This window comes from Arthrobacter cheniae, assembly GCF_003602275.1.
GTDB lineage: Bacteria > Actinomycetota > Actinomycetes > Actinomycetales > Micrococcaceae > Arthrobacter_D > Arthrobacter_D cheniae.
On sequence record NZ_QZVT01000001.1, the window covers coordinates 532,623 to 558,523 of the forward strand.

The 25,901-nt window shown below is 67.2% G+C and carries 24 protein-coding genes and 1 tRNA gene; 14 read left to right on the plus strand and 11 right to left on the minus strand.

What is annotated here, in order from left to right:
* Positions 1–5: 5 nt before the first annotated feature.
* The 6 genes from D6T63_RS02520 to D6T63_RS02545 all read left to right on the plus strand — a co-directional run bounded on the left by D6T63_RS02520 (position 6) and on the right by D6T63_RS02545 (position 7,911).
* Entirely contained in the window at positions 6–1,574 is a 1,569-nt protein-coding gene (locus tag D6T63_RS02520; protein WP_120147423.1) for an FAD-dependent monooxygenase, read from the plus strand.
* A gap of 229 nt (positions 1,575–1,803) precedes the next feature.
* A complete protein-coding gene (locus D6T63_RS02525) occupies positions 1,804–2,976 on the plus strand; it encodes a carboxylate-amine ligase (protein ID WP_120147424.1) in 1,173 nt (390 codons plus the stop codon).
* A 126-nt stretch (positions 2,977–3,102) separates the two neighbouring features.
* A complete protein-coding gene (locus tag D6T63_RS02530) occupies positions 3,103–4,887 on the plus strand; it encodes an N-acetylglutaminylglutamine amidotransferase (protein WP_120147590.1) in 1,785 nt (594 codons plus the stop codon).
* Between the two features lie 154 nt (positions 4,888–5,041).
* Positions 5,042–5,782 (plus strand): GAF and ANTAR domain-containing protein, encoded by a 741-nt coding sequence (locus tag D6T63_RS02535; RefSeq protein WP_120147425.1) that lies wholly within the window; start codon positions 5,042–5,044, stop codon positions 5,780–5,782.
* 210 nt (positions 5,783–5,992) lie between these two features.
* Positions 5,993–7,690: an aa3-type cytochrome oxidase subunit I gene (ctaD, locus tag D6T63_RS02540; RefSeq protein WP_407923695.1), complete on the plus strand. Its 1,698-nt coding sequence runs from the start codon at positions 5,993–5,995 to the stop codon at positions 7,688–7,690.
* On the plus strand, positions 7,687–7,911 hold the full coding sequence (locus tag D6T63_RS02545; RefSeq protein ID WP_120147426.1) for a hypothetical protein: 225 nt from the start codon (positions 7,687–7,689) through the stop codon (positions 7,909–7,911). Before ctaD ends, D6T63_RS02545 begins: the two co-directional genes overlap by 4 nt.
* A gap of 69 nt (positions 7,912–7,980) precedes the next feature.
* Here the strand turns inward: D6T63_RS02545 and D6T63_RS02550 are convergent, their stop codons facing one another.
* The 9 genes from D6T63_RS02550 to D6T63_RS02590 all read right to left on the minus strand — a co-directional run bounded on the left by D6T63_RS02550 (position 7,981) and on the right by D6T63_RS02590 (position 17,291).
* Positions 7,981–8,364, minus strand: a complete 384-nt coding sequence (locus tag D6T63_RS02550; RefSeq protein WP_120147427.1) for a response regulator transcription factor — start codon at positions 8,362–8,364, stop codon at positions 7,981–7,983.
* Between the two features lie 82 nt (positions 8,365–8,446).
* Positions 8,447–9,340, minus strand: a complete 894-nt coding sequence (locus tag D6T63_RS02555) for a polysaccharide deacetylase family protein (protein ID WP_120147428.1) — start codon at positions 9,338–9,340, stop codon at positions 8,447–8,449.
* Between the two features lie 33 nt (positions 9,341–9,373).
* Complete coding sequence (locus tag D6T63_RS02560; RefSeq protein ID WP_120147429.1) at positions 9,374–10,933, minus strand: YcaO-like family protein; 1,560 nt, start codon at positions 10,931–10,933, stop codon at positions 9,374–9,376.
* Positions 10,934–11,024: 91 nt separating this feature from the next.
* Entirely contained in the window at positions 11,025–11,456 is a 432-nt protein-coding gene (mnhG, locus tag D6T63_RS02565; RefSeq protein ID WP_120147430.1) for a monovalent cation/H(+) antiporter subunit G, read from the minus strand.
* Between the two features lie 4 nt (positions 11,457–11,460).
* Positions 11,461–11,718 (minus strand): monovalent cation/H+ antiporter complex subunit F, encoded by a 258-nt coding sequence (locus D6T63_RS02570; RefSeq protein WP_120147431.1) that lies wholly within the window; start codon positions 11,716–11,718, stop codon positions 11,461–11,463.
* Positions 11,715–12,263 carry a Na+/H+ antiporter subunit E gene (locus tag D6T63_RS02575; protein WP_120147432.1) on the minus strand — a complete coding sequence of 183 codons (549 nt, stop codon included), beginning with the start codon at positions 12,261–12,263 and terminating at the stop codon, positions 11,715–11,717. The genes D6T63_RS02570 and D6T63_RS02575 overlap by 4 nt, the downstream gene beginning before the upstream one ends.
* On the minus strand, positions 12,260–13,870 hold the full coding sequence (locus D6T63_RS02580; protein ID WP_120147433.1) for a Na+/H+ antiporter subunit D: 1,611 nt from the start codon (positions 13,868–13,870) through the stop codon (positions 12,260–12,262). Before D6T63_RS02580 ends, D6T63_RS02575 begins: the two co-directional genes overlap by 4 nt.
* Positions 13,867–14,298 carry a Na(+)/H(+) antiporter subunit C gene (locus D6T63_RS02585; protein ID WP_120147434.1) on the minus strand — a complete coding sequence of 144 codons (432 nt, stop codon included), beginning with the start codon at positions 14,296–14,298 and terminating at the stop codon, positions 13,867–13,869. Before D6T63_RS02585 ends, D6T63_RS02580 begins: the two co-directional genes overlap by 4 nt.
* On the minus strand, positions 14,295–17,291 hold the full coding sequence (locus D6T63_RS02590) for a Na+/H+ antiporter subunit A (RefSeq protein WP_120147435.1): 2,997 nt from the start codon (positions 17,289–17,291) through the stop codon (positions 14,295–14,297). The genes D6T63_RS02585 and D6T63_RS02590 overlap by 4 nt, the downstream gene beginning before the upstream one ends.
* A gap of 152 nt (positions 17,292–17,443) precedes the next feature.
* On the opposite strand from D6T63_RS02590, the gene D6T63_RS02595 reads away from it, so the two are divergent.
* A complete protein-coding gene (locus D6T63_RS02595) occupies positions 17,444–18,832 on the plus strand; it encodes an MFS transporter (RefSeq protein WP_120147436.1) in 1,389 nt (462 codons plus the stop codon).
* Positions 18,833–18,851: 19 nt separating this feature from the next.
* Here D6T63_RS02595 and dcd read toward each other — a convergent pair whose 3' ends face one another.
* Both dcd and kynA read right to left on the minus strand, forming a co-directional pair.
* Positions 18,852–19,427: a dCTP deaminase gene (gene dcd / locus D6T63_RS02600; protein ID WP_120147437.1), complete on the minus strand. Its 576-nt coding sequence runs from the start codon at positions 19,425–19,427 to the stop codon at positions 18,852–18,854.
* Between the two features lie 32 nt (positions 19,428–19,459).
* Positions 19,460–20,314, minus strand: coding sequence for a tryptophan 2,3-dioxygenase (kynA, locus tag D6T63_RS02605; protein ID WP_120147438.1), 855 nt, complete (start codon positions 20,312–20,314; stop codon positions 19,460–19,462).
* A gap of 80 nt (positions 20,315–20,394) precedes the next feature.
* Between kynA and D6T63_RS02610 the strand changes: the two genes are divergently transcribed.
* The 7 genes from D6T63_RS02610 (at position 20,395) to D6T63_RS02640 (ending at position 25,886) form a co-directional block, all read left to right on the plus strand.
* Complete coding sequence (locus tag D6T63_RS02610) at positions 20,395–21,444, plus strand: M4 family metallopeptidase (protein ID WP_120147439.1); 1,050 nt, start codon at positions 20,395–20,397, stop codon at positions 21,442–21,444.
* Positions 21,441–21,875 (plus strand): protealysin inhibitor emfourin, encoded by a 435-nt coding sequence (locus D6T63_RS02615; RefSeq protein ID WP_147394287.1) that lies wholly within the window; start codon positions 21,441–21,443, stop codon positions 21,873–21,875. Before D6T63_RS02610 ends, D6T63_RS02615 begins: the two co-directional genes overlap by 4 nt.
* Before the next feature lie 26 nt (positions 21,876–21,901).
* A tRNA-Gly gene (locus D6T63_RS02620) sits at positions 21,902–21,972 on the plus strand.
* A 100-nt stretch (positions 21,973–22,072) separates the two neighbouring features.
* Entirely contained in the window at positions 22,073–22,504 is a 432-nt protein-coding gene (panD, locus tag D6T63_RS02625) for an aspartate 1-decarboxylase (RefSeq protein ID WP_182976849.1), read from the plus strand.
* A 234-nt stretch (positions 22,505–22,738) separates the two neighbouring features.
* Complete coding sequence (locus D6T63_RS02630; RefSeq protein ID WP_235830501.1) at positions 22,739–24,028, plus strand: sugar ABC transporter substrate-binding protein; 1,290 nt, start codon at positions 22,739–22,741, stop codon at positions 24,026–24,028.
* On the plus strand, positions 24,025–25,038 hold the full coding sequence (locus D6T63_RS02635) for a carbohydrate ABC transporter permease (protein ID WP_235830502.1): 1,014 nt from the start codon (positions 24,025–24,027) through the stop codon (positions 25,036–25,038). The genes D6T63_RS02630 and D6T63_RS02635 overlap by 4 nt, the downstream gene beginning before the upstream one ends.
* A complete protein-coding gene (locus D6T63_RS02640; protein ID WP_120147442.1) occupies positions 25,038–25,886 on the plus strand; it encodes a carbohydrate ABC transporter permease in 849 nt (282 codons plus the stop codon). The genes D6T63_RS02635 and D6T63_RS02640 overlap by 1 nt, the downstream gene beginning before the upstream one ends.
* Positions 25,887–25,901 lie beyond the last annotated feature (15 nt).

Below are 25,901 nucleotides of genomic sequence, written 5' to 3' on the forward strand. Positions count from 1 at the left end.
ACCCGATGACCCACGGGAAGGGACCGGAGGACGGCGTGGACGTCCTTGTCGTCGGTGCCGGCCCCACGGGCCTGATGCTGGCGAACTGGCTGGTGAAGTTGGGCGTCCGGGTAGCGCTGATCGACGGCAAGGACGGCCCAACGGTGGAGTCCCGTGCACTGGGCGTGCACTCGAGGTCGATGGAGATCTACGACCAGCTCGGCGTCACCGACCGCGTACTGGGGGAAGCCGTCCGCGCCGAGTCGATGCGGCAGGGTTTCGGGCGCACCGCCTTCGCCCCCATCCCCCTGACCGCCCTCGGCCGCGGCATCACCCCGTATCCCGGCATGTACATCTTCGAGCAGAGCGCCAACGAGCGGGTCCTCGCCGACAACCTGCTGTCCATCGGCGGATCCGTCCGCTGGCGGCACCGGCTCCTATCCCTGGATCAGGATCAGGCGGACGACGGCGTGCTCGCGCACGTCGATGGTCCAGCCGGGCCGTCCTCACTCCGCGCGCGGTTCGTGGTCGGGTGCGACGGTGCCTCGTCCACCGTCCGGGCCCAGTGCGGCACCGCCTTCGAGGGCACCACGAGCAGGCAGACGTTCTACCTCGTCGACGCGGTGGGCGTAAGTGGACTGGCGCCGGCCTCCGTCAACATCCGGCAGGGCGCTACCGAATTCCTCCTCGCCTTCCCGATGCGGCCCGACGCCGAGGGCAGGAACGGGCAACGCCTGATCGGCATCGCGTCCGACGACGACGCTCCCGCCGTGACGGAGGACTTCGCCCGGGGCCAGCTGGCCGACGCTTTCGGAGTCACCTACGAGAATTACCGGTGGTTCTCCACCTATCGCGTGCACCACCGGATCGCCGAGCACTTCCGGATCGGGTCCGTGTTCCTCGCCGGGGACGCCGCCCACGTCCATTCGCCGGTGGGCGCACAGGGCATGAACACAGGGCTGCAGGACGCCCACAACCTCGCCTTCACGCTCGCCGACGTCGTCGTGGGGTGCGCGCCGGAGGAGATACTCGACCGGTACGAGGCGGAACGCCGACCTGTGGCCGTGCGCCTCCTGAGGACCACGGACCTCCTGTTCCGGGGCGTCACCTCCCGCTCGCGCATCGTGACGCTGGTGCGGAGGTACGTGCCGAGGGTTGTACTGCCGGTCGGCGTCGCCATCATCCCCCACCTGCCGTTCGCCCAACGCCTCGCCGGGTACCTGGGCCAGGTTCGCATCCACTACTGGATGGACGGTCCGGCCCACGGACGACGCCGGGGCGCCGTCGTCGGGCGCCGCCTGCCGTGGACCGGCGACAATTTCGAGGTGCTCCGTCCTGCGATCTGGCAGGTGCACGTGTACGCCGCGGACCCTGCCGTCGCGGAGCGGTCGGAGACGGCTGCGGGGAGTCTCGGACTCCCCCTCCACACTTTCCCCACCACAGGTGCCACCCGGCTCCGGTCCGGGATGCTGTACCTCGTGCGGCCCGACGGTTTCGTGGCGGCGGCAGCACTGCCCGGGGACGCGGCACAGGTTTTCCGGACCACGCTGGAGCACCAGGCACCCCATCTCCTTCGGGAAGGACGACAGCCCTGATATAGATCGGCACCAGCGCAGGACCCTCCGACCCGGGATCCGCCACCCTTGCCAAGGGTGCATTTTGGCGTTGTCCGAAGGTAATCAGCGTGCTTATGGTTGCCGGACGACATCAGGTTCAGCAGCGGCCTGTCGCCAGCCTCAATGAGGAGCCACCGATGGTCACTCTTGTCCACTACATGGCCTGCACAGCATCCCGTCCGTTCTCCCCCGCCCAGGAGGCCTCGCTATGAGGACTTTCGGAGTGGAGGAGGAGTTCCTCCTGGTCGATGCGGCGGATGGCGCTCCCCTCCCCCTCGGCCAGGCGGTGTTCGACCTGGGGCTGGACAGCCGCATCACCCGCGAGATCAAGCAGGAGCAGATCGAGACCGGCACCCGACCGCACGACAACGTCCACGACCTCGCCGTCGATGTGGTCCGCTGCAGGGCGATGGCCGACGATGCGGCGGTGCGCGCGGGAGCACGGGCAGCGGCGCTCGCAACCTCGCCACTGCCCGCCCTGCCCGCCTGCACGAACGGCGCGCGCTACGAGGAGATGGACCACCGGTTCGCCATCACCTCGAAGGAACAGCTGACCTGCGGGTGCCACGTGCACGTCAGCGTGGACAACGATGACGAGGCTGTGGCAGTCCTCGACAGGATCCGGGTGTGGCTGCCGGTGCTGATCGCCCTGTCCAGCAACTCTCCGTTCTGGAACGGAACGGACACCGGCTACGCCAGCTACCGGTGGCAGGCATGGAGCCGGTGGCCCATGGCAGGACCATCGGAGATCTTCGGCACCGCGGAGAACTACCATGCGCTGGTCGAGGGTCTCCTCGACTGTGGCGTTCCGGTCGACCTCGGCCAGATCTACTTCGACGCGCGGCTGAGCCACCATCATCCGACCGTCGAGATACGCGTCGGTGACGTGTGCCTCTATTCCGACGACGCCGTCCTCCTGGCACTGCTGACGCGCGGATTGGTGGAGACGGCCGCGCGTGAGTGGCGGCAGGGCATCCCGCCGCGGCCCATGCCCGCAGCGGTATTGCGGCTGGCATACTGGCGGGCCAGCCGGTTCGGCATGGACGGCAACCTCCTGCATCCGATCAGTGATCAGCCGCAGCATGCGTCCGCCGTTGCACTCGCGCTCCTCCAGTACGTGCGCCCTGCGCTCAGGGACATGGGAGACGCAGAGATTGCCGAGTCACTGCTGCGCCAGCTTCTTGCGCGTGGAACAGGATGCCGTAGGCAGCGGGCCTCCCTGCTGATGCGGGGCAGCCTCAGCGATGTCGTCAGCGACGCCGTGCGCATCACGAACCTGTCTGGAGGAGGCATCGCGGAACGCCATGAGGCGGCGCCGAGGGATGTCCGGCAGCACTCCATGGCCGGTACCGTCGGCTTCGGCCGCAGCGACCGGTCCTGACGCATGGCCCAGCATCAGAAGCTCGACCGCTACCGATCCGGACGGACGGCAGCAGGCATGCAGGCAGGCACCGTGCATGCCTGCGTTGGTGGGCACCATCGCACCCAGAGGAAGGATGTGGATCAGATGTGTGGAATTGCCGGAGAGATAGCCTTCCGCGGGCACGCCGCCGATCAGGGCCCCGTCGCGCGGATGGTCGCGGTGATGGACGTTCGCGGACCGGACGGGGAGGGCAGCTGGACGAACGGCTGGGTGGCGCTCGGTCACCGCCGCCTGACGGTGATCGACCTCTCGGACGCAGGTGCGCAGCCCATGCATGATCCGCACCTCGGCCTCACGATCGTCTTCAACGGCTGTATCTACAACTATCCGCAGCTGCGTGCAGAGCTGGGCGGGGAGTTCACTTTCTCCTCGACCAGTGATACAGAGGTGATCCTGAAGGCCTACGCACGCTGGGGCGAGGATTTCGTGGACCACCTGGTCGGGATGTTCGCCGTCGCCATCGTCGATGAGCGGCGCAGCTGCGTCGTTCTGGCCCGCGACCGGCTCGGCATCAAACCCCTGTACGTCGCCGAGCTGCCCGGCCGGCTGCGGTTCGCTTCGACCCTGCCGGCCCTCGTAGCCGGTGGCGGGATCGACACCACCATCGACGAGGTGGCCCTCCACCACTACCTGAGCTGGCACTCGATCGTGCCGGCTCCCCGCACGATCCTGCGCGGCGTACGCAAGGTACCGCCGGCGACCGTGAGCGTCATCCACTCCGACGGCAGCCGGCATGACCGGGTGTTCTGGAAACCCGACTACGTGCGCACGGCCGCCACCGAACGGTGGACGGCGGAGGAATGGCAGGATGCCATCCATGCAGCGCTCCGGACCGCGGTCCAGCGACGGCTCGTCTCCGACGTCCCGGTCGGGGTGCTGCTATCGGGCGGCGTCGACTCGAGCCTCATCGTGGCACTGCTGGCCGAACTCGGCCAGCAGCCTGTGAGTACGTTCAGCATCGGCTTCGACAGTGCCGGCGGGGAGCAGGGCGACGAATTCCAGTATTCAGACCTCGTTGCCGCAACGTACGGAACAGATCACCACCGCATCCGCATCGATAGCAATGAGATCGTGCCCGCAGTGGGCGACACGATCAGTGCCATGACAGAACCGATGGGCACCCAGGATGTGACCGGCTTCTATCTGCTCTCGAAAACGGTGTCCGAACACATCAAGGTGGTGCAGTCGGGCCAGGGCGCCGACGAAGTCTTCGCCGGGTACGCCTACCATCAGCCAGCCGGTTCCGCCTCCCGCGCGTCCGCGCTCGAAACGTTCCGCGGCGCCTTCCTGGACCGTACCCACGACCGGATGCCCGACGTCGTCGAGCCCGAATGGCTGTATCCTACCGACGTCAGCCGGGAGCTCCTGGAGACCCACCTGGATGCCCCCGGAGCCGAAACGGCACTCGATGCCGTGCTGAGGCTCGATACGCATCTGTTGCTGGTCGACGATCCCGTGAAACGGGTGGACAGCATGACCATGGCCTGGGGGCTCGAAGCCCGCGTGCCGTTCCTCGACCAAGACGTCGTCGAGCTCGCCGCGCACTGTCCCCCGGAGCTGAAAGCCACGCAGGGAGGAAAAGGCATCCTCAAGGATGTCGCCCGGAAGGTCCTGCCGTCCTCGATCATCGACCGCCCCAAAGGGTACTTCCCGGTCCCGCCGCTCAAGTACCTCGGCGAACCGCTGCTGTCGGAGGTCAGCGATGCGCTCCACGCCCCCGAAGCCAAGCAACGCGGGCTCTTCCGCCCTGACTATGTCGAGGAGCTGCTCGCGGCGCCCAACGCGAACTTCAGCCCCGGCGGGAACAACCTCCTCTGGCAACTCGGCGTCCTCGAGATGTGGCTGCAGCGCCACCGCATCCCGGCTTGAGATCCACCTCTGCCTCTCATGATCCAGCCCCGGAACTTTCATGTGATCCAGGCTCTCCTCCACGGGAGGTCGGGCATCCCCCTACCGTCGGTGCGTTGCTCATGCCGTCCGCCGGTCGGACACGTCGAAGGGCAACCGACAGGAGGGAACGCGCATGATCGCTGGAACTGCCGATGATGAAGTGCGCCAGCCCGCACAACTTCAGGATCTGGTCCTGGAGAGCACCGACCTCGAACGCTTCGTGACCAAACTGGCCGAACGTGCCGCGCAGACCTTCTCCTCGGAGATCGAGGAGGTGCTGTGCAGTGTTACCGTGCTGCGGCCGAGAACCAAGGCCGTCATGGCCAGCAGCAGCGACCGGGCAAAAGTCGTGGACGAGGTCCAGCTTTCCTTCGACGACGGGCCCTGCCTGCGGGCGGCCCGCGAAGGACGACTCTACGTTGTGCAGGATTTCACGACCGAGGACCGGTTCGGGAAATACTCCCGCACGATGATCGGCCACGGGATCCACTCAGCACCGGGCATCCCCATCGGGTTGGACGGCAACGCCGCCGCCGCTCTCGACCTGTACGCGACTGCCCCGGACGTTTTCGGTAGCGAGATCATCGCCGCAGCCGAAGCCCTGGCGACGGAGGCCTCGCATCTGTTGCGTGTGGCTGTCCATATCGCTCAACTCTCCACGACCAACCACCACCTCAAGCAGGCGATAAGCTCACGTACCACCATCGACGTCGCCGCGGGGATCATCATGGCCCAAAACCGGTGCAGCCATGACGCGGCGATGACGATTCTCAGCGCCGCCGCCAGTGGCCGGAGCATGAAGCTCCGTGACGTCGCGGCCACCGTCGTGGAATTCGTAGGGCAGGAAGTACCGGCAACACATGTCGAACCCTGAACGAGCCGATACGACACCGAGCGCCCTCGCGGAGAAACTGTCAAGGACGATTCCGTCCCCTTCCCACTCACTACTCCTCCTAATCTGGAAAGAACCTGGGTGACCGGGAATGGGTGGCGCTCGCCGGAGATGCTCCCTGCCCCGCCCTGATCCAGACGATGACACCGCACGGCAGGAGCAACAGTGACCGCTGAATATGCAGATCTGACCCTGGCAGCGAAGTCCGCAGCCGCGCCGGGCACCCGGGTGCGGGGAAGTGTCGTCGTGGACTGGCTCACGACGACGGACCACAAGAAGATCGGCTACCTGTACATCATCACGTCCTTCGTGTGGTTCTGCCTGAGCGGAGTCGAGGCGCTCCTGATCCGGACGGAGCTGTTCGCACCCGGAATGCAGATCCTGCAGACCAAGGAGCAGTACAACCAGCTGTTCACCATGCACGGAACCATCATGCTGCTCCTCTTCGCGACGCCGCTGTTCGCGGGCTTCGCGAACGTCATCATGCCGCTGCAGATCGGCGCACCCGACGTCGCCTTCCCCCGGCTGAATGGGCTGGCGTACTGGTTCTACCTCTTCGGCGGCGTCATCGCCGGTCTCGGCATCTTCACACCCCAGGGCAGTGCCTCCTTCGGCTGGACCTCCTATCCACCTCTTGCGAACGTCGCCTTCTCGCCCAGCATCGGCGGGGACCTATGGGTCTTCGGACTGGCGCTGGCAGGGTTCGGTACCATCCTCGGCTCCGTCAACTTCGTCACGACGATCATCTGCATGCGCGCCCCCGGCATGACGATGTGGCGCATGCCCGTCTTCACCTGGAACACGCTCGTCACCTCGATCCTCGTCCTGATGGCGTTCCCGGTCCTCGCAGCAGCCCTGTTCGCCCTCGGCGCGGATCGCCGCTTCGGAGCACACATCTTCGATCCGGAGAACGGCGGCGCCATCATGTGGCAACACCTCTTCTGGTTCTTCGGGCACCCCGAGGTGTACATCATCGCGTTGCCGTTCTTCGGGATCGTCACGGAGATCTTCCCGGTCTTCAGCCGGAAGCCGGTCTTCGGTTACAAGGGCATCGTGTTCGCGACCATCGCGATCGCCGCCCTCTCCGTGACGGTCTGGGCACACCACATGTACGTCACCGGCGCGGTCCTGCTACCGTTCTTCGCCTTCATGACCATGCTCATCGCGGTGCCGACCGGTGTGAAGTTCTTCAACTGGATCGGCACCATGTGGCGCGGATCCCTCACATTCGAGACGCCGATGCTGTGGAGCATCGGCTTCCTCGTGACCTTCCTCTTCGGCGGTCTCACCGGCATCATCCTGGCCTCCCCGCCACTCGATTTCCACGTCTCCGACACCTACTTCGTCGTGGCGCACTTCCACTACGTGGTCTTCGGGACCGTGGTCTTCGCGATGTTCGCCGGCTTCTACTTCTGGTGGCCGAAGTTCACCGGGACCATGCTGAACGAGCGGTGGGGGAAGATCCACTTCTGGATGCTCTTCCTCGGCTTCCATGCCACGTTCCTCGTCCAGCACTGGCTCGGCGTCGAAGGCATGCCCCGGCGATACGCCGACTACCTGCCCGAGGACGGCTTCACAGCCATGCACCAGTTCTCCACCATCGGCTCCTACCTCCTGGGAGCCTCGATGATCCCGTTCTTCTGGAACGTCTACATCACCTGGCGGCGAGGCAAGAAGGTCGACGTCGATGACCCGTGGGGCTTCGGCGCGTCGCTGGAATGGGCAACATCCTGCCCTCCTCCCCGCCACAACTTCACCTCGCTGCCCCGCATCCGCTCCGAACGGCCCGCCCTGGACCTCCACCACCCCGAGCTGCAGCAGGTACACACACCCGATGACAGCCCTGCCGGTTTCATGGGTGCGGCCGACCGGAAGGACGCGAAGGAATGAGGGAAGCAACCGTACGCCCGACCGCACACCCGATCATCCGCCCGGCCGCCGTCGTCCTCGCCTGCGCGGTCCTCGCCCTCACCACCGCCGGGCTCGGGATGATGGTCACCTTCCGCGGCCTCGCGCCGTGGAACGGCGTGGCCGTCTGCCTGATCAGCCTGGCCGTCGCGACGGGTTGCAGCGGAGTGACCTACCTGCGCCGGCACCACGGCCACCACTAGGACCAGGCATGGGGGGCCGCTTCACGCCCGGCCTCAGAAGTCCAGGACGACCTCGACGCTGGTCCCGGGCTACGCAGCGCCGGGGCTGGGGAAGACACCGTCCACGTAGGCGCCGAGCACGCGGGGACTGAAGGGCTTCGCGATGAAGTGGTCGGACCCGACCGCGAGGCACTGCTCTGCGGTGAGCTGCGAGGGCCGCGCGGAGATGGTGACGATGTGTGAGTTCGAGGTGGCCCGGAGCGTCGGGCAGAGGTCCATGCCGTCCATATCCGGCAGGTTGAGGTCGAGCGTGACGAGTTGGGGTGCAAGCTCGTCCACGAGTCGCCGGCCCTCCGTGCCGGTGGCGGCCTCGTGCACGGTGAAGCCTCGCGAGGACAGCACGATGACGAGCAGCTGGCGGATGTCGGCGTCATCCTCGATCACCACAGCATCCCGCCGCCGCCGCCCGTTCATGCCCGCACTCTGCCCATTGTCCTACCCCTCGATCAGCAGCAACCCTACCGTCCTCCACCCTCGCCACTTCAGGGCTACACCGTCATGAATCGTCCGGGAGGGCCCGGAGTCCGTTGTGGTCCGCGCACTCCCCGACCACGTGGGACACCCCGTCCCTTCCTGCTACGTCCTGGATCGTCTCCCAGGACCAGTTGGAGATGAGGTCGGTCACCCCGAGCTCACGCAGTCGTCGGTTCCCGAGGAGGCGGTCATCGAAGCGTGCACCGCCGCACCACGCACCGACGCGGGGTGTGCGACCGGCAAGACCGGTGAGCCGGTGCACGACGTCGGTCACCTCGGCGGTCACCGTCGTGGGTGTGACCTGGTCCGCCGCGCGATGGGTGAGCGTGTGGAAACCCAGAGCGTGCCTGCGGGCCAGCCGGGTCAACTCGTCGTCGCTCAGGGTGCCGGCACGGTCGTCCTCGACTTCGAGAGCGATGGGCAGGATCACGACCTGGAGTCCGAGCCGTTCGCAGATCGGGACGACCATTTCTGCCGCGTCCCTGTACCCGTCGAACAGGAGGACGACGACCCGGGGGTGGAGCTCCCCGTTCCCCCCGTCCGCCAGGAGGTCACGAAGCCTTGCGAGCTTGGTCAACCGTCTGTCCGCCACTTCGAGGTGTTCCGGCGACACGTCGTGGAAGTTCAGGGCCACTCGCGGAATGGCCTCGAGCTCCGCGTGGGACCAACCGGCGCCTACACTCTCGAGCAGGAATTCCCCGAGGACGCTCTGCAGGACGTAGGCCTCGTACGTGAACGGCTCGGGTTGTCGGAGCAGCTCCGGGAGCGGGTCCATGATGCCCGGGATCAACAAAGATGGGTCTGCTCCGGCAGCTACGGCGGCGTCGTCGAGCAGCACCACCGGTGTTCCCCCGGGTTGCTCACCCTGGTCGAGGACGTATCTCTCGAACTCGTCGGCGCTCTGTTTCGCCGTCATTGCAGTTTCGTCCTCATCACATCGTCGCGGCCGTCACAGGCGCTGACGCTCACCGAGGACGAGCCGAGCGGCATGCCGGCCGGGCTCTCGGTACAGCGGCAGCAGCCCGGTCGCGAGGGCGTCGACGGCGTCCCGGTCCAGCCACGCCGGCCCGCCGAGCCGTTCGACGGCCTCGGGCGTCAGGATCACCTCGCGCCACCCGTCGCCCTCGGGCCGCCGGCCCACGCGCGAGAGATCGTCCCGACCATCGTCGAGCAGTCTCCGCACACCTGCCTCACCGATCCGGGCATAGGCGACCGTCTCCACCTCGGTTCCGGGCACCACGACCTTGACTGCCCGTGCGGCTCCGTCGCCGGTGGATTCCGGTGGCGTCAGATCGGCGACGAGAACCTCGAGACCGTGCTCGGCCATGATCACCGCCGGATCGGCGGTGGGGCTGGTCGGCAGGTCCCCGAACCGCACCGTGGACCGGCGGGAGAACACCGTGGCGTCCAGGCGAGCCCGCACCGCTGCCTCCTGCTCCGGGCCGGAGGTCAACCAGCCCACGGTTGCTTCGAGGACACGCGGTTCCTCAGCCGCCGGATCCACGACTGCCAGCGCGTCGTCCAGGTAGTCCCGCGGCGCGACACGTCGAACCGCGGCCAGGGGACCGTGCATGAACGCCTTGCGCGCCCTGGCGGAAGCGAACTCCAGCACCGCCTTGCGCAGCGCCACATCCCGATCGGGATGAGCCGCCTCGCCGCAGGCTGTGGCGATGACGAGATCATCACCGGGCGCGTGCCCGACCACGTAGAGGTTGGGTACCCCGCGGTCGGTCGAGGCGATCTTCACCATCACGTCCACGCCGGCCGCGCGGAGGGCTTCGAGCGCCTGGCGGGTCTCGGCGTCCCCGTCATCGGGGCCCAGCTCCACGACGGCACCCCGATCGAGCGCCCGGAAGGTGAGGCCGTTGCCGTCGCGCTGAAGGATCTCGAGCACGCCGTGGACGACGGCCTGCCGCAGGCTCGTCCCCGCGCCCATCCCGTTCGCGACAGGCATCAGGAGCCGCTCGCCCGTGTCCTGGCCATTGAGCTCCGAGGGGCTGCTCGCAACGAGGTCGACCGGTACGAGCACGGCCTCCCCGTCGAGTTCGAGGTTCGGCACGCCTCTCGGATCCGAGCTGCCCGCGTCCTGCATGGCGCGGGCGCGACGCATCGGCAGCCAGGTCAGGACCATGTCGTCGTGATAGGACGAGCCCGCCGGCAGCCCCAGGGTCCGCGGGTCGGCAACCCCTGCTGCGCCGCACCGACGTCGGAGTTCCCGGTACGACGCCGTCGTCCGCTCGAAGCGCGCCAGCGCCATGAGGGAAAAGGCATTCTCGACCGTCTCGCCCAGGGCGCCGACGCGCGCCTGCGCCGCTGACGGACCGTACCCGACGCCGCCCAGAGCCGCGCCTGAACCCCGCCACCACGTCGCCCACGTCGGTACGCCGGTGCGGTCGAGGCCGTCGATGGCGAACTGCGCCCGCAACCCTGGCAGTGCCACCTCATAGGCTTCCGCGGCCGCCGTCAGGGCGCCTCCCTCCGGCTGCGAAGTCCTGCTCCTGTCCACCATGCCCCCCAGTAGAGCACACCGGTTCGGACGTCCGCTCGCGGATCCGCCGAGCCGTTCCGTCTCGATGCGTGGCCCGGCAACCGAGCGCCCGTCAGGCTTCCGGGACGCCGGAATCGCCCCGCGGTACCGCCCTGCCCGGGTGCCCGCCCTGCCTGGGCGGTCGGCGATCCTCCGGAGCACCTTCGCCCGCCGCCCGCGCCACGACGTCGTCGAGCTCGTCCAGGGTGAGGAGATCCCGACGGAGGTGCCGTGTGCGGTAGCCCGCGCGGCCCACCATGTGGGCGGACACCGGGCTGGTGAGCAGCTGGAAGACCCAGCACAGCACGAGAAGGGGTACGAGCAGCCAGGTGCCGTTCTCGACGGCCAATGCGAGCAGGAACAGCAGGAGCCCGAGGACCTGCGGCTTCGTCGCGGCGTGCATCCGCGAGAGCAGGTCGGGGAAGCGGACGAGGCCCACTCCGGCCGCGAGTGACATGAGCGCTCCGGCGATGAGGAGGACGGACACGACGACGTCCTGAAGCATGGCCCTACTTCCTGTCCGTGACGAACCGGGCCACGGTGACCGAGCCGATGAATCCGATGAGGGAGATCGCGACGAGCAGGATCAGGTTGTCCAGGTGCCGGTTCGCCACCATGGAGACGACGAGCCCCGCACCGATGATCGCGAGGACGACGTCGAGCGCAAGGACCCGGTCCAGGATGGACGGCCCACGGACAGCCCGGTAGAGCGCCAGGACCGCGGCGACCGACAGTATTCCTCCGACGACATAGATCACGATTGTCACGGGAGAGCCTCCTCTGCCCGGAGCGCGGCGAAGTCCGCCCTGGTTCCCATGATCCGTATCAGCCACGCCTCCGTGGCCCGGACGTCACGTCGGATCACCTCGGCGTCCTCCTCGGACGCGACGTTCAGGCAGTGGAGGTACAGCGTCGACGTCGAACGGTCCACCTCGAGCACGAGGGAGCCGGGGATGAGGGAGAGGGCATGCCCGGTCGCGGTCACGAGGAAGTCGGAGTGGCTGCGGAGTTCCACTGCGACGACCGCGTTCCGCAGCTTCGGACCCTTGCTCACCGCCAGCCAGAACACTTCGACGCTCGCTGTCACCAGCTGGAGGAGGAACCGGCCGAGAAACGGCACCACCCAGAGCACGTTGAAGCGGCCCGTCAGCTCGACGGGCGGGAGGTAGAAGAAGTTCACGACGGCGTAGGCGATGACCGCCCCGAAGACGAGGTTGCCGGGACCGAAGTCCTGCCAGAGCGCACCCCAGACGATGACGAGCCAGATGACGAGTGGAAGCTCCGTGATGAGGGGTATGTGCTGCCGGCTCATTCGTCCGCCCCCGCTCCGAGCACTGCCTCGATGTACGGGGTACGGTCGAGCATCTCCTGGGCGGCGTCGTCGCTCAGCGCGAAGAGGGGGCCGGCGAGCACCGTCAGCGCCAGCCCGAGTGCCACGAGGCCGATCGTGGGACCCGTCATGGAACCGGGCAGCAGCCTGACCGGGTCCTTGCCGGCGAACCGGCCGGTGTCCTCCTCCGTCACGTGCCGTGACGTGCCCAAGCTGGAGCCGTCCGCCTTGCTGGCGAGCAGGATGGGATCCGGGTTCTCGGCGTCGACCGGGCTGCGCCAGAACGCACGGTTCCAGACGCGCGCCATGACCAGGAGCGTGAGCAGGCTGGTCACCACTCCCCCGGCCACGAGGACGTAGGACAGCGGCGTACCGAGCTCGACACCGGCCTGGATCAGTCCCAGTTTGCCGAGGAAGCCGGAGAACGGCGGGATGCCCGCCAGGTTCATGGCCGGCAGGAAGAACAGGATCCCGAGCAGCGGCGACAGCCTGGCGAGGCCGCCGAGGCGGTCCACGTTCGCCGTGCCTCCACGGCGCTCGATCAGGCCCGTGACGAGGAAGAGGCTCGTCTGCACGGTGATGTGGTGCGCCACGTAGTACACGGCCGCACCCAGCCCCAGCCGCGTGGAGATCGCGAGTCCGAAGACCATGTACCCGATATGGCTGACGAGGGTGAAGGACAGCAGCCTCTTGATGTCCGACTGCGCCAGAGCGCCCAGGATTCCCACCAGCATCGTGAGGAGGGCCACCACCATCAGGAGGGAGTTGATGCGGTCGCCGGGAAAGAGCAGGGTTTCCACCCTCACCATCGCGTACACGCCCACCTTGGTGAGCAGTCCGGCGAACACCGCGGTCACGGGCGCCGGTGCCGTGGGGTAGGAGTCCGGGAGCCAGAAGGAGAGCGGGAAGACGGCGGCCTTGATGCCGAATGCCACGAGCAGCATGAGGTGGAGCACCAACTGCGTCGCGGGATCCACCGTTTCGAGCTTCACGGCGAGGTCGGCCATGTTGATGGTCCCGGTGGCTCCGTAGATCATGGCGATCGCGATGAGGAACAGCATGGAGGACACCACGCTCACGACGACGTATGTCACGCCCGCGCGGATGCGCGGTGCCGTGCCACCCAGGGTCATGAGGACGTAGCTCGCGGTCAGGAGGATCTCGAACCCCACGTACAGGTTGAAGAGGTCACCCGTGAGGAAGGCGTTCGACACCCCGGCCACGAGGATCAGGTAGGTCGGGTGGAAGATCGAGACCGGCCCGTCCTCGTCGCCGTCCGCCATGCCCTGGCCCGCGGCATAGATCAGCACCGAGAGGCTGACGGCGGAGGAGACCACGAGCATGAGCGCTGAGAACTGATCCACCACGAGCACGATGCCGAAGGGTGGCTCCCACCCGCCGAGGCGCACCGCGTGCGTCCCGGCGGCAGGCGCGGCAAGCAGCATCACCACCTCGATCAGCAGCGTCACGCTCAGCGTGGTGATGCTCACCGCGCGCTGCGCCCTGGAGTGGCGGATGAGGATGAAGGTGACGGCTGCTCCGAGGAACGGCAGGACGACGGCGAGCGGCGCGAGATCGGCGGCGATCATCGTGGTTCCCCCTCGTCGGCGAATTCGGTCGTGTCGGCGATGATGTCGGCGTCGTCCTCGTAGTCGTAGCTGTCCTGGTCGGCGACGCGGCGGTCCTCGGGATCGTCCTGGACATCGTCCTCGCGGCCGAGCACCCAGGATCTGTAGATGATGCCGAGCATGAAGGCGGTAACGGCGAAGGTGATGACGATCGCCGTCAGGATCAGGGCCTGCGGCAGGCTGTCGGTGTAGTCCTCGGCCGCGGTGCCCGAGACGTAGAGCGGTGACTTCCCGCCCTCACCGCTCGTGGCGAGGATCAGGATGTTCGCCCCGTTGCCCATGAGGATCAGTCCGAGGAGCACGCGCGTCAGGCTGCGCTCGAGCAGGAGGTAGATCCCGGCGGCGAAGAACACCGCCATGAGCACGATCAGGGTGATGTTGACCGTCATCGCCGCGCTCCCTCGGTGGCGGGCGGAACGAGGGCGTCCGTGTCGGCGTCCTCCTCGACCGGGTCGTCGGTCTCGCTCCGCTCGTCGATCTCCGACCCGAGGCTCCGCAGTACGTCGAGGACCAGCCCGATGACGATGATGTAGACGCCGACGTCGAAGATGGTCGACGTCACGAACTTCACGTCGCCGAAGACCGGTACCCAGAACTCCAGGATGTAGCTCTCGAGCACAGCGCCGCCGAAGAACAGGGGCGCCGCCGCTGTCAGCGAGACGATCGCGAGACCGACGCCGAGGAGGGTACCGGCGCTGACGGGGCTGGCTTCCGCAAGCTCGAAGCGACCGCCCGCCAGGTAGCGGATGGCGAGTGCCAGGCCCGCGGTAAGCCCTCCTGCGAATCCGCCACCCGGCAGGTTGTGCCCGGCAAAGAGGAGGTAGATCGAGAGCACGATGATGGTGTGGAAGAGCAGCCGCGTGATGACCTCGAAGATGATGGACTGCCGCTCGGGAGCCAGGGTCCGCCCCGCAACCAGCCAGGGGTCACGGGAGACGTCCGCGAAGCGCGCGGCGAGGGTCCGCGCCGCGCCCGCCCTGCCTCCTGCGTCCAGCGGCTCCTGGCCCCGGTCCACGGATCCGTCCTCGACGCCGTCGGCCCGGCGCCGTCGATCTCCGCGCCCGCGGATGAAGATGAGGCTCGCGATGCCCGTTGCTGCAATGGCCAGGACAGTGATCTCGCCGAGCGTGTCCCAGGCGCGGATGTCCACGAGCAGCACGTTGACGGCGTTGGCACCACCGCCCTCGTCATAGGCCATCTCGGGATAGGCGAGCGAGATGGGCGCCGCGTTCCTCGAGGCCATGGAGGACATCGCGATGACAGCCATGATGCCGCCGAAGGCTATCCCGAGCCCCGCGCGCAGGAGCCGGTGCCGGCTCTCGGCTCTCGTCCAGAGGCGGGCCGGCAGCGAGCGCAGTGCGAGGACGAAGGCCACCAGCACGATCGTCTCTACGAGCAACTGCGTCAGGGCGAGGTCCGGTGCCCCGTGCAGGGCATAGATGACAGCCATGCCGTAGCCCGTGATACCGACCATGAGCACGGCCATGAAGCGCTTCGTAGCCCGCAGCGCGGCGACGATGCCCACGAGGATCGCGGCCGCGGCCACGACCTGCGCCGGTGACTGCGCGATCCGGAAGCTGGTGGGCATCGGCGCGTCGAAGATGATCAGGGCGGTGAGGGGCGTGACGACGGCAGTGGACAGGATGACGAAGAGGTAGAACGCGAGCGAACCACGCTGGGTCCGTCCCGTGATCCATACCGCGACGTCGTCCAGGACACCGACGGCGGACCGGTAGAGGACCTCGGCCTCGCGGACGGCGGGCAGCCGCCCCTGCACCCTCTCGAACGGTGCCCGGAGAAGGTACAGCGCCGCTCCCGCAGCGAGGGTGACGGCCGAGAGCAGGAGCGGCAGGTTGGCGCCGTGCCAGAGTGCCAGGTGCGAGGAAGCGCCATCGGACGGGAACAGGTCGGCATACGGCTGGATGGCGGTGTCCAGCGGAGCCGGCCAGAGACCGAACAGCACGGACGCTGCGGCGAGCACGGTGGGAGCCAGCAGGAAGGAAGCCCGGACGCGCCCGAAGTCGGTCTGCGGCGTCCCGTGCTTGAGGGCGAATGCGCCCCAGACGAATCGGGCGCTGTAGGCGAAGGTGAGGACGGATCCGAGCACGATCCCGCCCAGCAGGAGCGTCCCGGCCACACCGTCGCCGCCCCGGTGCACGAAGGCTTCGTAGACGGATTCCTTCGCGACGAAGCCCAGCAGCGGCGGTACCCCCGCCATCGATGCGGCGGCGACGAGGGCGACGGCAAACAGGGCGGGGGACGTGGCTCCCACCCCGGACAGGATGCGGAGGTCCCGTGTCCCGGACTGGTGGTCGATGATGCCCACCACCAGGAAGAGGGTCGCCTTGAAGAAACCGTGGGCAAGGAGGAGGCCGAGGCCGGCCACCGCGCCGTCGCGCCCTCCGAGTCCCACCACCATCGTCAGGAAGCCGAGCTGGCTCACCGTTCCGTACGCCAGGACGAGCTTGAGGTCGAACTGGCGCAGGGCACGCCAGCCGCCGAGCAGCATCGTCGCCATGCCGAGCACGAAGATGACCGGATGCCAGAGCGCCGTCTCGCTGAAGCCGGGAGCGAAGCGCGCCACGAGGAACACGCCGGCCTTCACCATGGCCGCGGCGTGGAGGTAGGCGCTGACGGGGGTCGGCGCCGCCATGGCGCCGGGAAGCCAGAAGTGGAAGGGCACGAGCGCCGACTTGGTGATGGCACCGACCAGCACGAGGGCGACGGCGACGTCGATCAGCGGACCGCGTGCCACGAGCGCCTCCGCCCCGGCGAGGATCTCCGAGATGCGGTACGTCCCGGCCTCCTGGCCGATCATGACGAGTCCCACGAGCATCGCCAGGCCGCCGAGGGTCGTGATGATGAGGGCCTGGAGGGCGGAACGCCGGGCGGAGAGGCGGTGCCGTGAGTACCCGATGAGCAGGTAGGACAGGATCGTCGTCAGTTCCCAGAAGATGAACATGAGGATCAGGTCGTCGGCCAGGACCAGTCCGAACATCGATGCGGCGAACGCGAGCAATTGCGCACCGAAGGCGCCGATATCCGGGTCGTCGCTCTCGAAGTAGCGGGCGCAATAGACCAGCACGAGGGCCCCGACCCCGAGGATCAGGATGCAGAGCACGGCTGCGAGGGCATCGAGGCGGAAGGCCAGCTCGAGCTGGAGGCTGGGGATCCAGGGGACGGTGACCGAGGGCGGGGCGTTCGGCCGGCCGGTCGGCGCGCCCTGATCGGAGGACAGGACCCGCGGTAGCTGCACGAGGAGCCAGGCGAAGCCGGCCGCAGGAGCGGCGGCGAGGAGGAGGAAGGCCGACCTGCCGAGCCGGGGAAAGAGAACGGGCGCCACGAGTGCCAACGCGAACATCGCGATCAGCACGGTGAGCATGGGGTCTCGATCTTCCACTGGGGGTCGGTCGGGCTGGTTCCAGTCTATCCAGCCGGGCAGCCGGACCTGACATCGCAGCCGGGGCGGCACTCCCACTCGACACCCCGGCGGTCCAGGCGTGACAGGGATCATACGGCGTTAGCATTCACCCTATGAGTACGCACCAGCAGGTTCCGCAGCCCGCGGAAGCCCCCGCCCTCGTCCCCTCCGTGGGTTCCGGCCGCATCTTCAGCAAGCCCGTCCTGGCCTGGGCGTCCTGGGACTGGGGCTCGGCCGCCTTCAACGCCGTCATGACCACCTTCGTGTTCACCGTGTACCTCACCTCGGAGGCTTTCGGCGGGGAGGAGCGCGCATCCCAGGTACTCGGGTGGGGGCTCGCCGGAGCCGGACTGCTGATCGCCCTGCTCGCGCCAGTCACCGGTCAGCGCTCCGACAGCGGGGGCCGCCGGAAGCTATGGCTCGGCGTGAACACCCTGATCGTCGCCGTCCTGACGGCGCTCTGCTTCTTCGTGTTCCCCAGCCCCGAGATGCTCATCCTCGGCGTCGCCCTCATCGCTGCAGCCAATATCTTCTTCGAGTTCGCCGGCGTCAATTACAACGCGATGCTGACCCAGATCTCGACGCCCGCCACCGTGGGCCGGGTCAGCGGTTTCGGCTGGGCGATGGGCTACGTGGGAGGAATCGTCGCGCTGGTGGTGGTCCTCGTCGTCTTCATCCAGCCGGTGGTGGACTGGGCCGGCGCGTCGGGCGAGAACGGGCTGAACATCCGCCTGGTGGCCGTGTTCTCCGCGCTGTGGTTCGCCGCGTTCGCCCTGCCCGTGATGTTCGCTGTGCCGGAGGTCCCGCGCAGGAGCAAGGCGGCCCAGCTCGGATTCCTCGCCTCGTACGGGCTCCTCGTGCGGCGCGTGAAGGCGATCTACCGCGAGAGCCCGCACACCATCTTCTTCCTGCTCGCGAGCGCCATCTTCCGGGACGGACTCGCTGCGGTCTTCACGTTCGGCGGCATCCTCGCTGCGGGGGCCTTCGGCTTCTCCGCCAGCATGGTGATCGTCTTCGCCATCGCCGCGAACGTCATCGCCGCGATCGGCGCCGTGGTCGGAGGCTTCCTCGACGACCGTATCGGCCCGAAGCGCGTCATCATCGGCGCTCTGATCGGTCTCCTGGTGGCGGGGACCGCGATCCTCCTGCTGGGCACCGAAACACATTCCTTCTTCGGCATGCAATGGACCTCGGACACGACGTTCTGGGTCTTCGGGCTGCTGCTGACCCTCTTCGTGGGACCGGCGCAGGCGTCGTCGCGCGCCTACCTCGCCCGCCTGGCTCCGGTGGGCGACGAGGCCGAACTGTTCGGCCTGTACGCGACGACGGGACGGGCCGTGAGCTTCCTTGCGCCCACGCTCTTCGCCCTCTGTATCGGGATCTTCGGCTCCCAGCTCTACGGCGTCATCGGCATCCTCGTGGTCCTGCTCGCGGGGCTCCTCGTCCTGCTGCCGGTCAAACCGCCCGCGCAGGTCACCCGCGCCGTCGTTCCCGAGGCGTAGGCCCCGTACCTCCGCGCGCTCAGATGTCCGTGCGGTGGAAGTTGAGGTGGCTGCGGGATGCCGTCGGGCCGCGCTGACCCTGGTAGCGGTTGCCGTACTCACCCGAGCCGTACGGGTGCTCGGCCGGGGACGTCAGCTTGAAGAAGCACAACTGGCCGATCTTGGAGCCCGGCCAGAGCTTGATCGGCAGGGTGGCCATGTTGGACAGCTCGAGGGTCACGTGTCCCGAGAAGCCCGGATCGATGAATCCCGCGGTCGAGTGCGTCAGGAGCCCGAGACGGCCCAGTGAGGACTTGCCTTCGAGGCGCGCTGCGATGTCGTCGGGCAGCGTGACGGTCTCGTAGGTGGACCCCAGGACGAACTCCCCGGGGTGCAGGATGAACGGCTCGTCCGGCGACACCTCGACGAGCCGCGTGAGGTCCGGCTGGTCCTCGGCCGGGTCGATGTGCGCGTATTTGTGGTTGTCGAAGAGCCGGAAGTAGCGGTCGATCCGGACGTCGACGCTGGAGGGCTGCACCATTGTGGCATCATGCGGTTCGAGGACGATCCGGCGGGCGGCAATCTCTGCTTTGATGTCGCGGTCTGAAATCAGCACCGTTCAAAACTACCAGCCCGGATCGGGCGTCCTCAGCGGCCGATCTCGGTGCGCACCGCGAAGAGTTCCGGGAAGAACGTGAGCTCGAGCGCCCGCTGGAGGAACCCGACGCCCGAGGAGCCGCCGGTTCCCGTCTTGAAGCCGATCGTGCGCGCCACCGTCTTCAGGTGGCGGAATCGCCAGAGCTGGAAGTTGTCCTCGAGGTCCACGAGTTCCTCGCACGCCTCGTAGATGTCCCAGTGCCCTGCCGCGTCCTCGTACACCGTCTTGTAGACAGCAACGAGCGCGGGCGTGAACTCGTGGGCCACGCTGACGTCCCGGGTGAGCAGGTCCTCGGGGATGTCGTACCCGCGTCTGGCCAGCAGGGCGATGAACTCGTCGTAGATGCTGCTCTGCCCGAGCAGTTCCGTCAGCAGGGCCTGGGCGGCCGGGTCGGCCTCGAAGACCTGGATCATGGCGGCATTCTTGTTGCCGAGCAGGAACTCGACGGCCCGGTACTGGTAGGACTGGAAGCCGCTCGCGGACCCGAGGTCACCGCGGAACTCCGCGTACTCCGACGGCGTGAGCGTCGCCAGGACGGACCACTGCTCCGTCAGTGAGCGCTGGATGTGCTTGATGCGGGCGATGCCCTTCATCGCGGCCCGCAGGTCGTCCGCCTGCAGGTACACACGCACGGCCCGGAGTTCGTGCAGCACGAGCTTCAGCCAGAGCTCGGACGTCTGGTGCTGGATGATGAACAGCATCTCGTCGTGGTGTTCCGGCGAGCTCACCGGATGCTGGGCGTCGAGCAGCCTGTCCAGCTCCAGGTAGGCGCCGTAGCTCATCTTGTCGGAGAAATCCCGCTCGATGCCCTGCTCGAGGTCACGGGTGTTCCGTTCCACACTCATGCCGCAAGACTACGTCCCACGGACGAGGATCCGAGTGTCGGTCCGCGGGTCTACGTTGGGACCAATCCAAGGGAGCCACCATCAGAAGAGTCCACTGCGGCATCGTTCCACCCCACCTCCTCACCCGTCTCGCGGCCCTGCAGGATCCGCGTCTCTCGGTCGCAGCAAGGGCAGCGCGGCATGCACTGCTCGAACTCGACCCCTTGGTGCACGAGCGGTCGGAAGCACTTCGTGCTCCTGTGCGCCGCGGGTCCGCCGTGGTCGGGACCCTGAGGCGGCGCATCCACGACGCCGGCGGAAGGGAGGAACTCCCGGGGAACCTCGTTCGCGCCGAGGGCGCACCCCTGACCGGTGATGCAGCCACGGACGAGGCCTACGACGGCCTCGGCTCCACGTATCGGCTGTTCAGCGAGGAGTATGGGCGATCCTCGATCGACGGCGCGGGAAAGCCCCTCGACGCGACGGTTCACTACGGTTCCAACTACGACAATGCCTTCTGGGACGGCGAGCGGATGGTCTTCGGCGACGGCGACGGCGAGATCTTCGGCCGTTTCACCGCCTCCCTCACCGTCATCAGCCACGAACTGACGCACGGCTTCACCCAGTACTCCACCAACCTCCAGTACCAGGGCCAGTCGGGTGCCCTCAACGAGTCGCTCTCGGACGTCTTCGGCGTCCTCGTGGAGCAGCGCGAGCTCGGCCAGGACGCAGGGGCGGCGTCGTGGCTCGTGGGAGCGGGGATCTTCACCCCAGCCGTCGAGGGACAGGCGCTGCGTTCGCTCAAGGCACCGGGCACGGCCTACGACGACGACGTCCTCGGCAAGGACCCGCAGCCCGCCACCATGGCCGACTTCGTCGACACCACGTCGGACAACGGCGGAGTCCACATCAACTCCGGCATCCCCAACCACGCGTTCTACCTGGCGGCCGTGGCTCTCGGCGGGAAGGCGTGGAAGGGGGTGGGTCGCATCTGGTACGAGGCCGTGCTCAGCGGCAGCCTTCCGGCGGACTGCGACTTCCCCACCTTCGCACGGGCCACGAACGACGCCGCGGGCGAGCGGTACGGAGCCGGGAGCCGAGAAGCCGAAGCCGTTGCGGAAGCATGGTCGAAGGTGGGCGTACCGGCATGAAGATCGAGATCACGCGCTCGGGCGGCTTCGGTGGCATCACGCGCAGCTGGAGCCTCGAGGTCAGCGCGACGGAGGCGGAGCAGCGGTGGCTCCCCCTGGCAAGAGCCGAGGGCGGCATCGACCACGCCGATGCCCCGGGAGGCACCGGCGAACAGCGCGACCGATTCACGTACCGCATCGCCATCGGCTATACCGAGGTCTACGTCTTCGAGGGCCGGCCCGACGGTCCGTGGCGGGAATTGATCGACAGGGCACGGTCAGCGAAGGCCGCCCCGTCCACGGCATCCGCAGCGACGCCACCAGCCGCGGCTCCACCCCCGGCACCCTCACCTGCGGACCACCACCGGACCGCGGGTGACGCAACCCCGGAGGAGGCGGCCCCGGAGGAGGCGCGCGATGCCGGTCCAGGCAAGCCCCGAGAACTGTTGTAAGGTGATGGAGCGGTTTCAACTGCCGCGCGGGCGTAGCTCAATGGTAGAGCGCTAGCTTCCCAAGCTCGATACGCGGGTTCGATTCCCGTCGCCCGCTCTTTCCTCTTCCTCAGAGGCTGCCTCCACACCCCTCGGTGTGCCGAAGGACACCTACCGTAGCCGCCACCGGGCTCCCGCATGAGCAGTATCCTTGAGCGGTGAATCGCACCATGTTCAAATCGAAGATCCACCGCGCCACGGTCACCCACGCCGATCTCCACTACGTCGGATCCGTCACCGTGGACCTGGACCTTCTCGACGCCGCGGACATCCTCCCCGGCGAGCTCGTCTCTATCGTGGACATCACCAACGGTGCCCGCCTCGAGACGTACACGATCGCCGGCGAGCGTGGATCCGGGGTCATCGGCATCAACGGTGCGGCCGCGCACCTGGTGGAACCGGGCGACCTCGTCATCCTCATCACCTACGCGCAGCTGACGACCGAGGAAGCGAGCACCTTCGTCCCCAGCGTCGTCCACGTAGATGCGGACAACCGGATCATCAAGCTCGGCTCCGATCCGGCTGAAGCCCTGACCGACGACGTCGAGCGCCCTCCCTTCGCCCTGGACAACTCGGCGCTACCCGCCTGAGGGCCGGGCTCGAGGCGCTCCCCCGACGGGGTCCGCATCCTACTGCCTTCGAGCGTGACCATTCCCCCGATGTGTAATAGTAAGCTGGCTGTCTAGCGGTTTCGGTCGTCTAGGAATAAGGTCGAAAAAGCAAGCATGCTTAGGCTGTCGATTCGATTGAACCGCCAGCCGGGTTGTCTACGAGGATGTGGAGGCTCGGTACGAATGCCGACAAGTCGAAGAACACGCAGCATCATGAAAAACCGTCCGAAGGCCGCCGTCCTGGCAGGCCTCGTGATCGGCACACTGTCCATGAGCGGTTGTGGGCCGGCGGGGGCGGACAACTCCCTGACCTGGTACATCAATCCGGACGCGGGTGGCCAGGCCGCGATCGCGCAGAAATGCAGCGACGACTCCGGCGGTCGCTACAGCATCGAGACCTCACTCCTGCCGAGCGACGCCGCATCCCAGCGCGAACAGCTTGCGCGCCGCCTGGCGGCGGGAGACTCCTCGCTCGACATCATGAGCCTCGATCCTCCCTTCATCCCCGAGCTCGCGGAACCGGGCTTCCTTGCACCGGTTCCCGAGGACCTCGCGCAGAGCACGTCCGAGAACGTCGTCGAGGGCGCCCTCGTCGGCGCGACCTGGAAGGACGAACTGGTGACGGTTCCGTTCTGGGCCAACACGCAGATCCTCTGGTACCGCAAATCGGTTGCCGAGGCGGCGGGGCTCGACATGTCCAAGCCCGTCACCTGGGACCAGATCATGGAAGCCGCCGCGAGCCAGGAGAAAACCCTGGGAGTGCAGGGCGCCCAGGCGGAATCGATGACGGTATGGGTCAACGCGCTCGTCGAATCAGCGGGTGGCTCGATTATCGTCGATCCCGAGGCCACCGCCGATACGATCGAGCTCGGCCTCGACTCGGAAGCCGGCGTCGCAGCAGCCGAGGTGATCTCGACGATCGGCAAGGACGGTCTGGGTGGGCCCGGTCTGCCGACGCAGGACGAGAACGCATCACTCATCGCCTTCCAGGGCGACTCGGGCTCCTTCATGGTCAACTACCCGTTCGTCTGGCCGGCCACGACGGCTGCGGTGGAAGCGGGCACGCTCGACCAGGCAGTCCTCGACGACCTCGGCTGGGGGATCTTCCCGCGGATGTCCGCCGACCAGGAGTCGGCTCCGCCGCTCGGAGGTATCAACCTCGGTGTCGGTGCCGAGAGCGACAACCCCGAGCTCGCCTACGAGGCGATCCAGTGCATCGTCTCGGTCGAGAACCAGTCGGAGTACTTCGTGACCAACGGCAACCCGCCGTCCAACACAGAGGCCTACGAGGACCCGCGTATCGAGGAGTCCTTCCCGATGGCCGAGACCATCAGGGACTCCCTGCAGGTAGCAGCACCCCGTCCGCAGACACCGTTCTACAACGAGGTCTCCACCGGTATCCAGCAACGCTGGGCACCACCCGCCGACGTCGATCCCGACAGCACTCCGGGAACATCGAGCGACTTCATCACTTCGGTCCTCAGAGGGGAGCAACTCCTGTGACTTCCGCCATCCCAGCGAAGACGACGACGGCGTCGTCGACCGACCCCGGTCCGCGCCTCGACACGGGCACCAGCACGACGAACGGCAAGACCCGGAAAGCGCCGAAACAGTACAGCGACCGCGTCCGCGCGGAGCGACGGCTCGGCTGGATCCTCGCCGGGCCGGCCTTCGTCATCATGCTGCTCGTCACCCTGTACCCGATCCTGCAGGCCATCTTCGAATCGCTCTTCCAGTTCCGGCTGACAGCCCCCGGAGAGCGTGAGTTCATCGGCCTCGGGAACTACGCGGTGATCCTCTCGGACCCCGTCTGGTGGTCCGGGCTCTGGACGACGGTCCTCATCACGATCATCACCGTCGCCGTGGAGCTCGTGCTCGGGTTCGCCCTCGCTCTCGTCATGCACAAGGCCCTGAAGTCGGTACGCGGCCTGCTCCGGACCGCGATACTTGTGCCCTACGGCATCATCACCGTCGTCTCGGCGTTCGCGTGGTTCTACGCGTTCGACATCAATTCGGGCTACATCAACAACTGGTTCGGCTGGCTGCCGGGCATCGACGAGAACCTCAACTGGTTCGCACAGGGCCCCACTGCGCTGTTCGTCATCATGGCGTCGGAGATCTGGAAGACCACTCCGTTCATCTCGCTCCTCCTCCTCGCCGGGCTCGCCCAGGTGCCGGACGAGCTCAGCGAGGCCGCCAAGGTCGACGGCGCCACCTGGTGGGAGCAGATGCGCAAGGTGATCATCCCCAACATGAAGGCCGCGATCATGGTGGCCGTCCTGTTCAGGGCCCTCGATGCCTTCCGCATCTTCGACAACGTCTTCATCATGACCAATGGTGCCTATGGCACCGAAGTGCTGTCCCTCCTCGCCTACCGGCAATCGATCAGCAGGCTCGAGATCGGTCTCGGCTCCGCCGTCTCCGTCCTCCTGTTCCTCTGTGTACTGCTGATCTGTTTCGTGGCGATCAAGCTCTTCAAGGTCGATCTCGCCGGATCACAGGGAGGAAAGTAATGACGAACACCAGTACCAGGAACAAGGTCCTCTGGGCGATCGTCACGGTCCTCGTCCTCGTCTACGCGCTGTTTCCCGTGATCTCGATCCTCGCCACGTCGTTCAAGTCACCGAGCGACCTCACGAGTGGGAAGTTCCTGCCGTCGTCCGGCACGGCCACCACCAGCAACTACGAGCAGATCCTGGTAGGGGACGCCCAGGGCCTCTTCCTCTCGGCGCTGCGCAACTCGATCGGCATCACGCTGATCGCGACGTTCATCGCTGTCGTCCTCGCCACCCTGTGCGCCTACGCGATCGCCCGGCTCGATTTCCCGGGCAAGAAGCTCGTCCTGACCACCGCACTGGCGGTCTCGATCTTCCCCGTCATCTCGATCGTGACGCCCCTGTTCAACCTGTGGCGCACCATCGGTCTCTACGACACCTGGCTCGGGCTCATCATCCCGTACCTGTCTCTGACGCTCCCGATCTCCATCTGGACCCTGACCGCGTTCTTCCGGCAGATCCCCTGGGAACTGGAGCAGGCGGCGCAGGTCGACGGCGCGACGACGTGGCAGGCGTTCCGGAAGGCGATCGTTCCGCTGGCCGCACCGGGCGTGTTCACGACGGCCATCATCGCCTTCTTCATCGCCTGGAACGATTTCGTCTACGGGATCTCGCTGACGTCCACGGAGGCAGCGCGGCCCGTGCCCGCAGCACTCGCATTCTTCACCGGAGCCTCACAGTTCGAGGCGCCGACCGGGGCCATCTCGGCGGCCGCGATCATCGTCACCATCCCGATCGTCCTGCTGGTCCTGCTCTTCCAACGCCAGATTGTTTCAGGCCTGACCTCGGGCGCCGTCAAGGGCTAACGCCCCCGGTTCAAG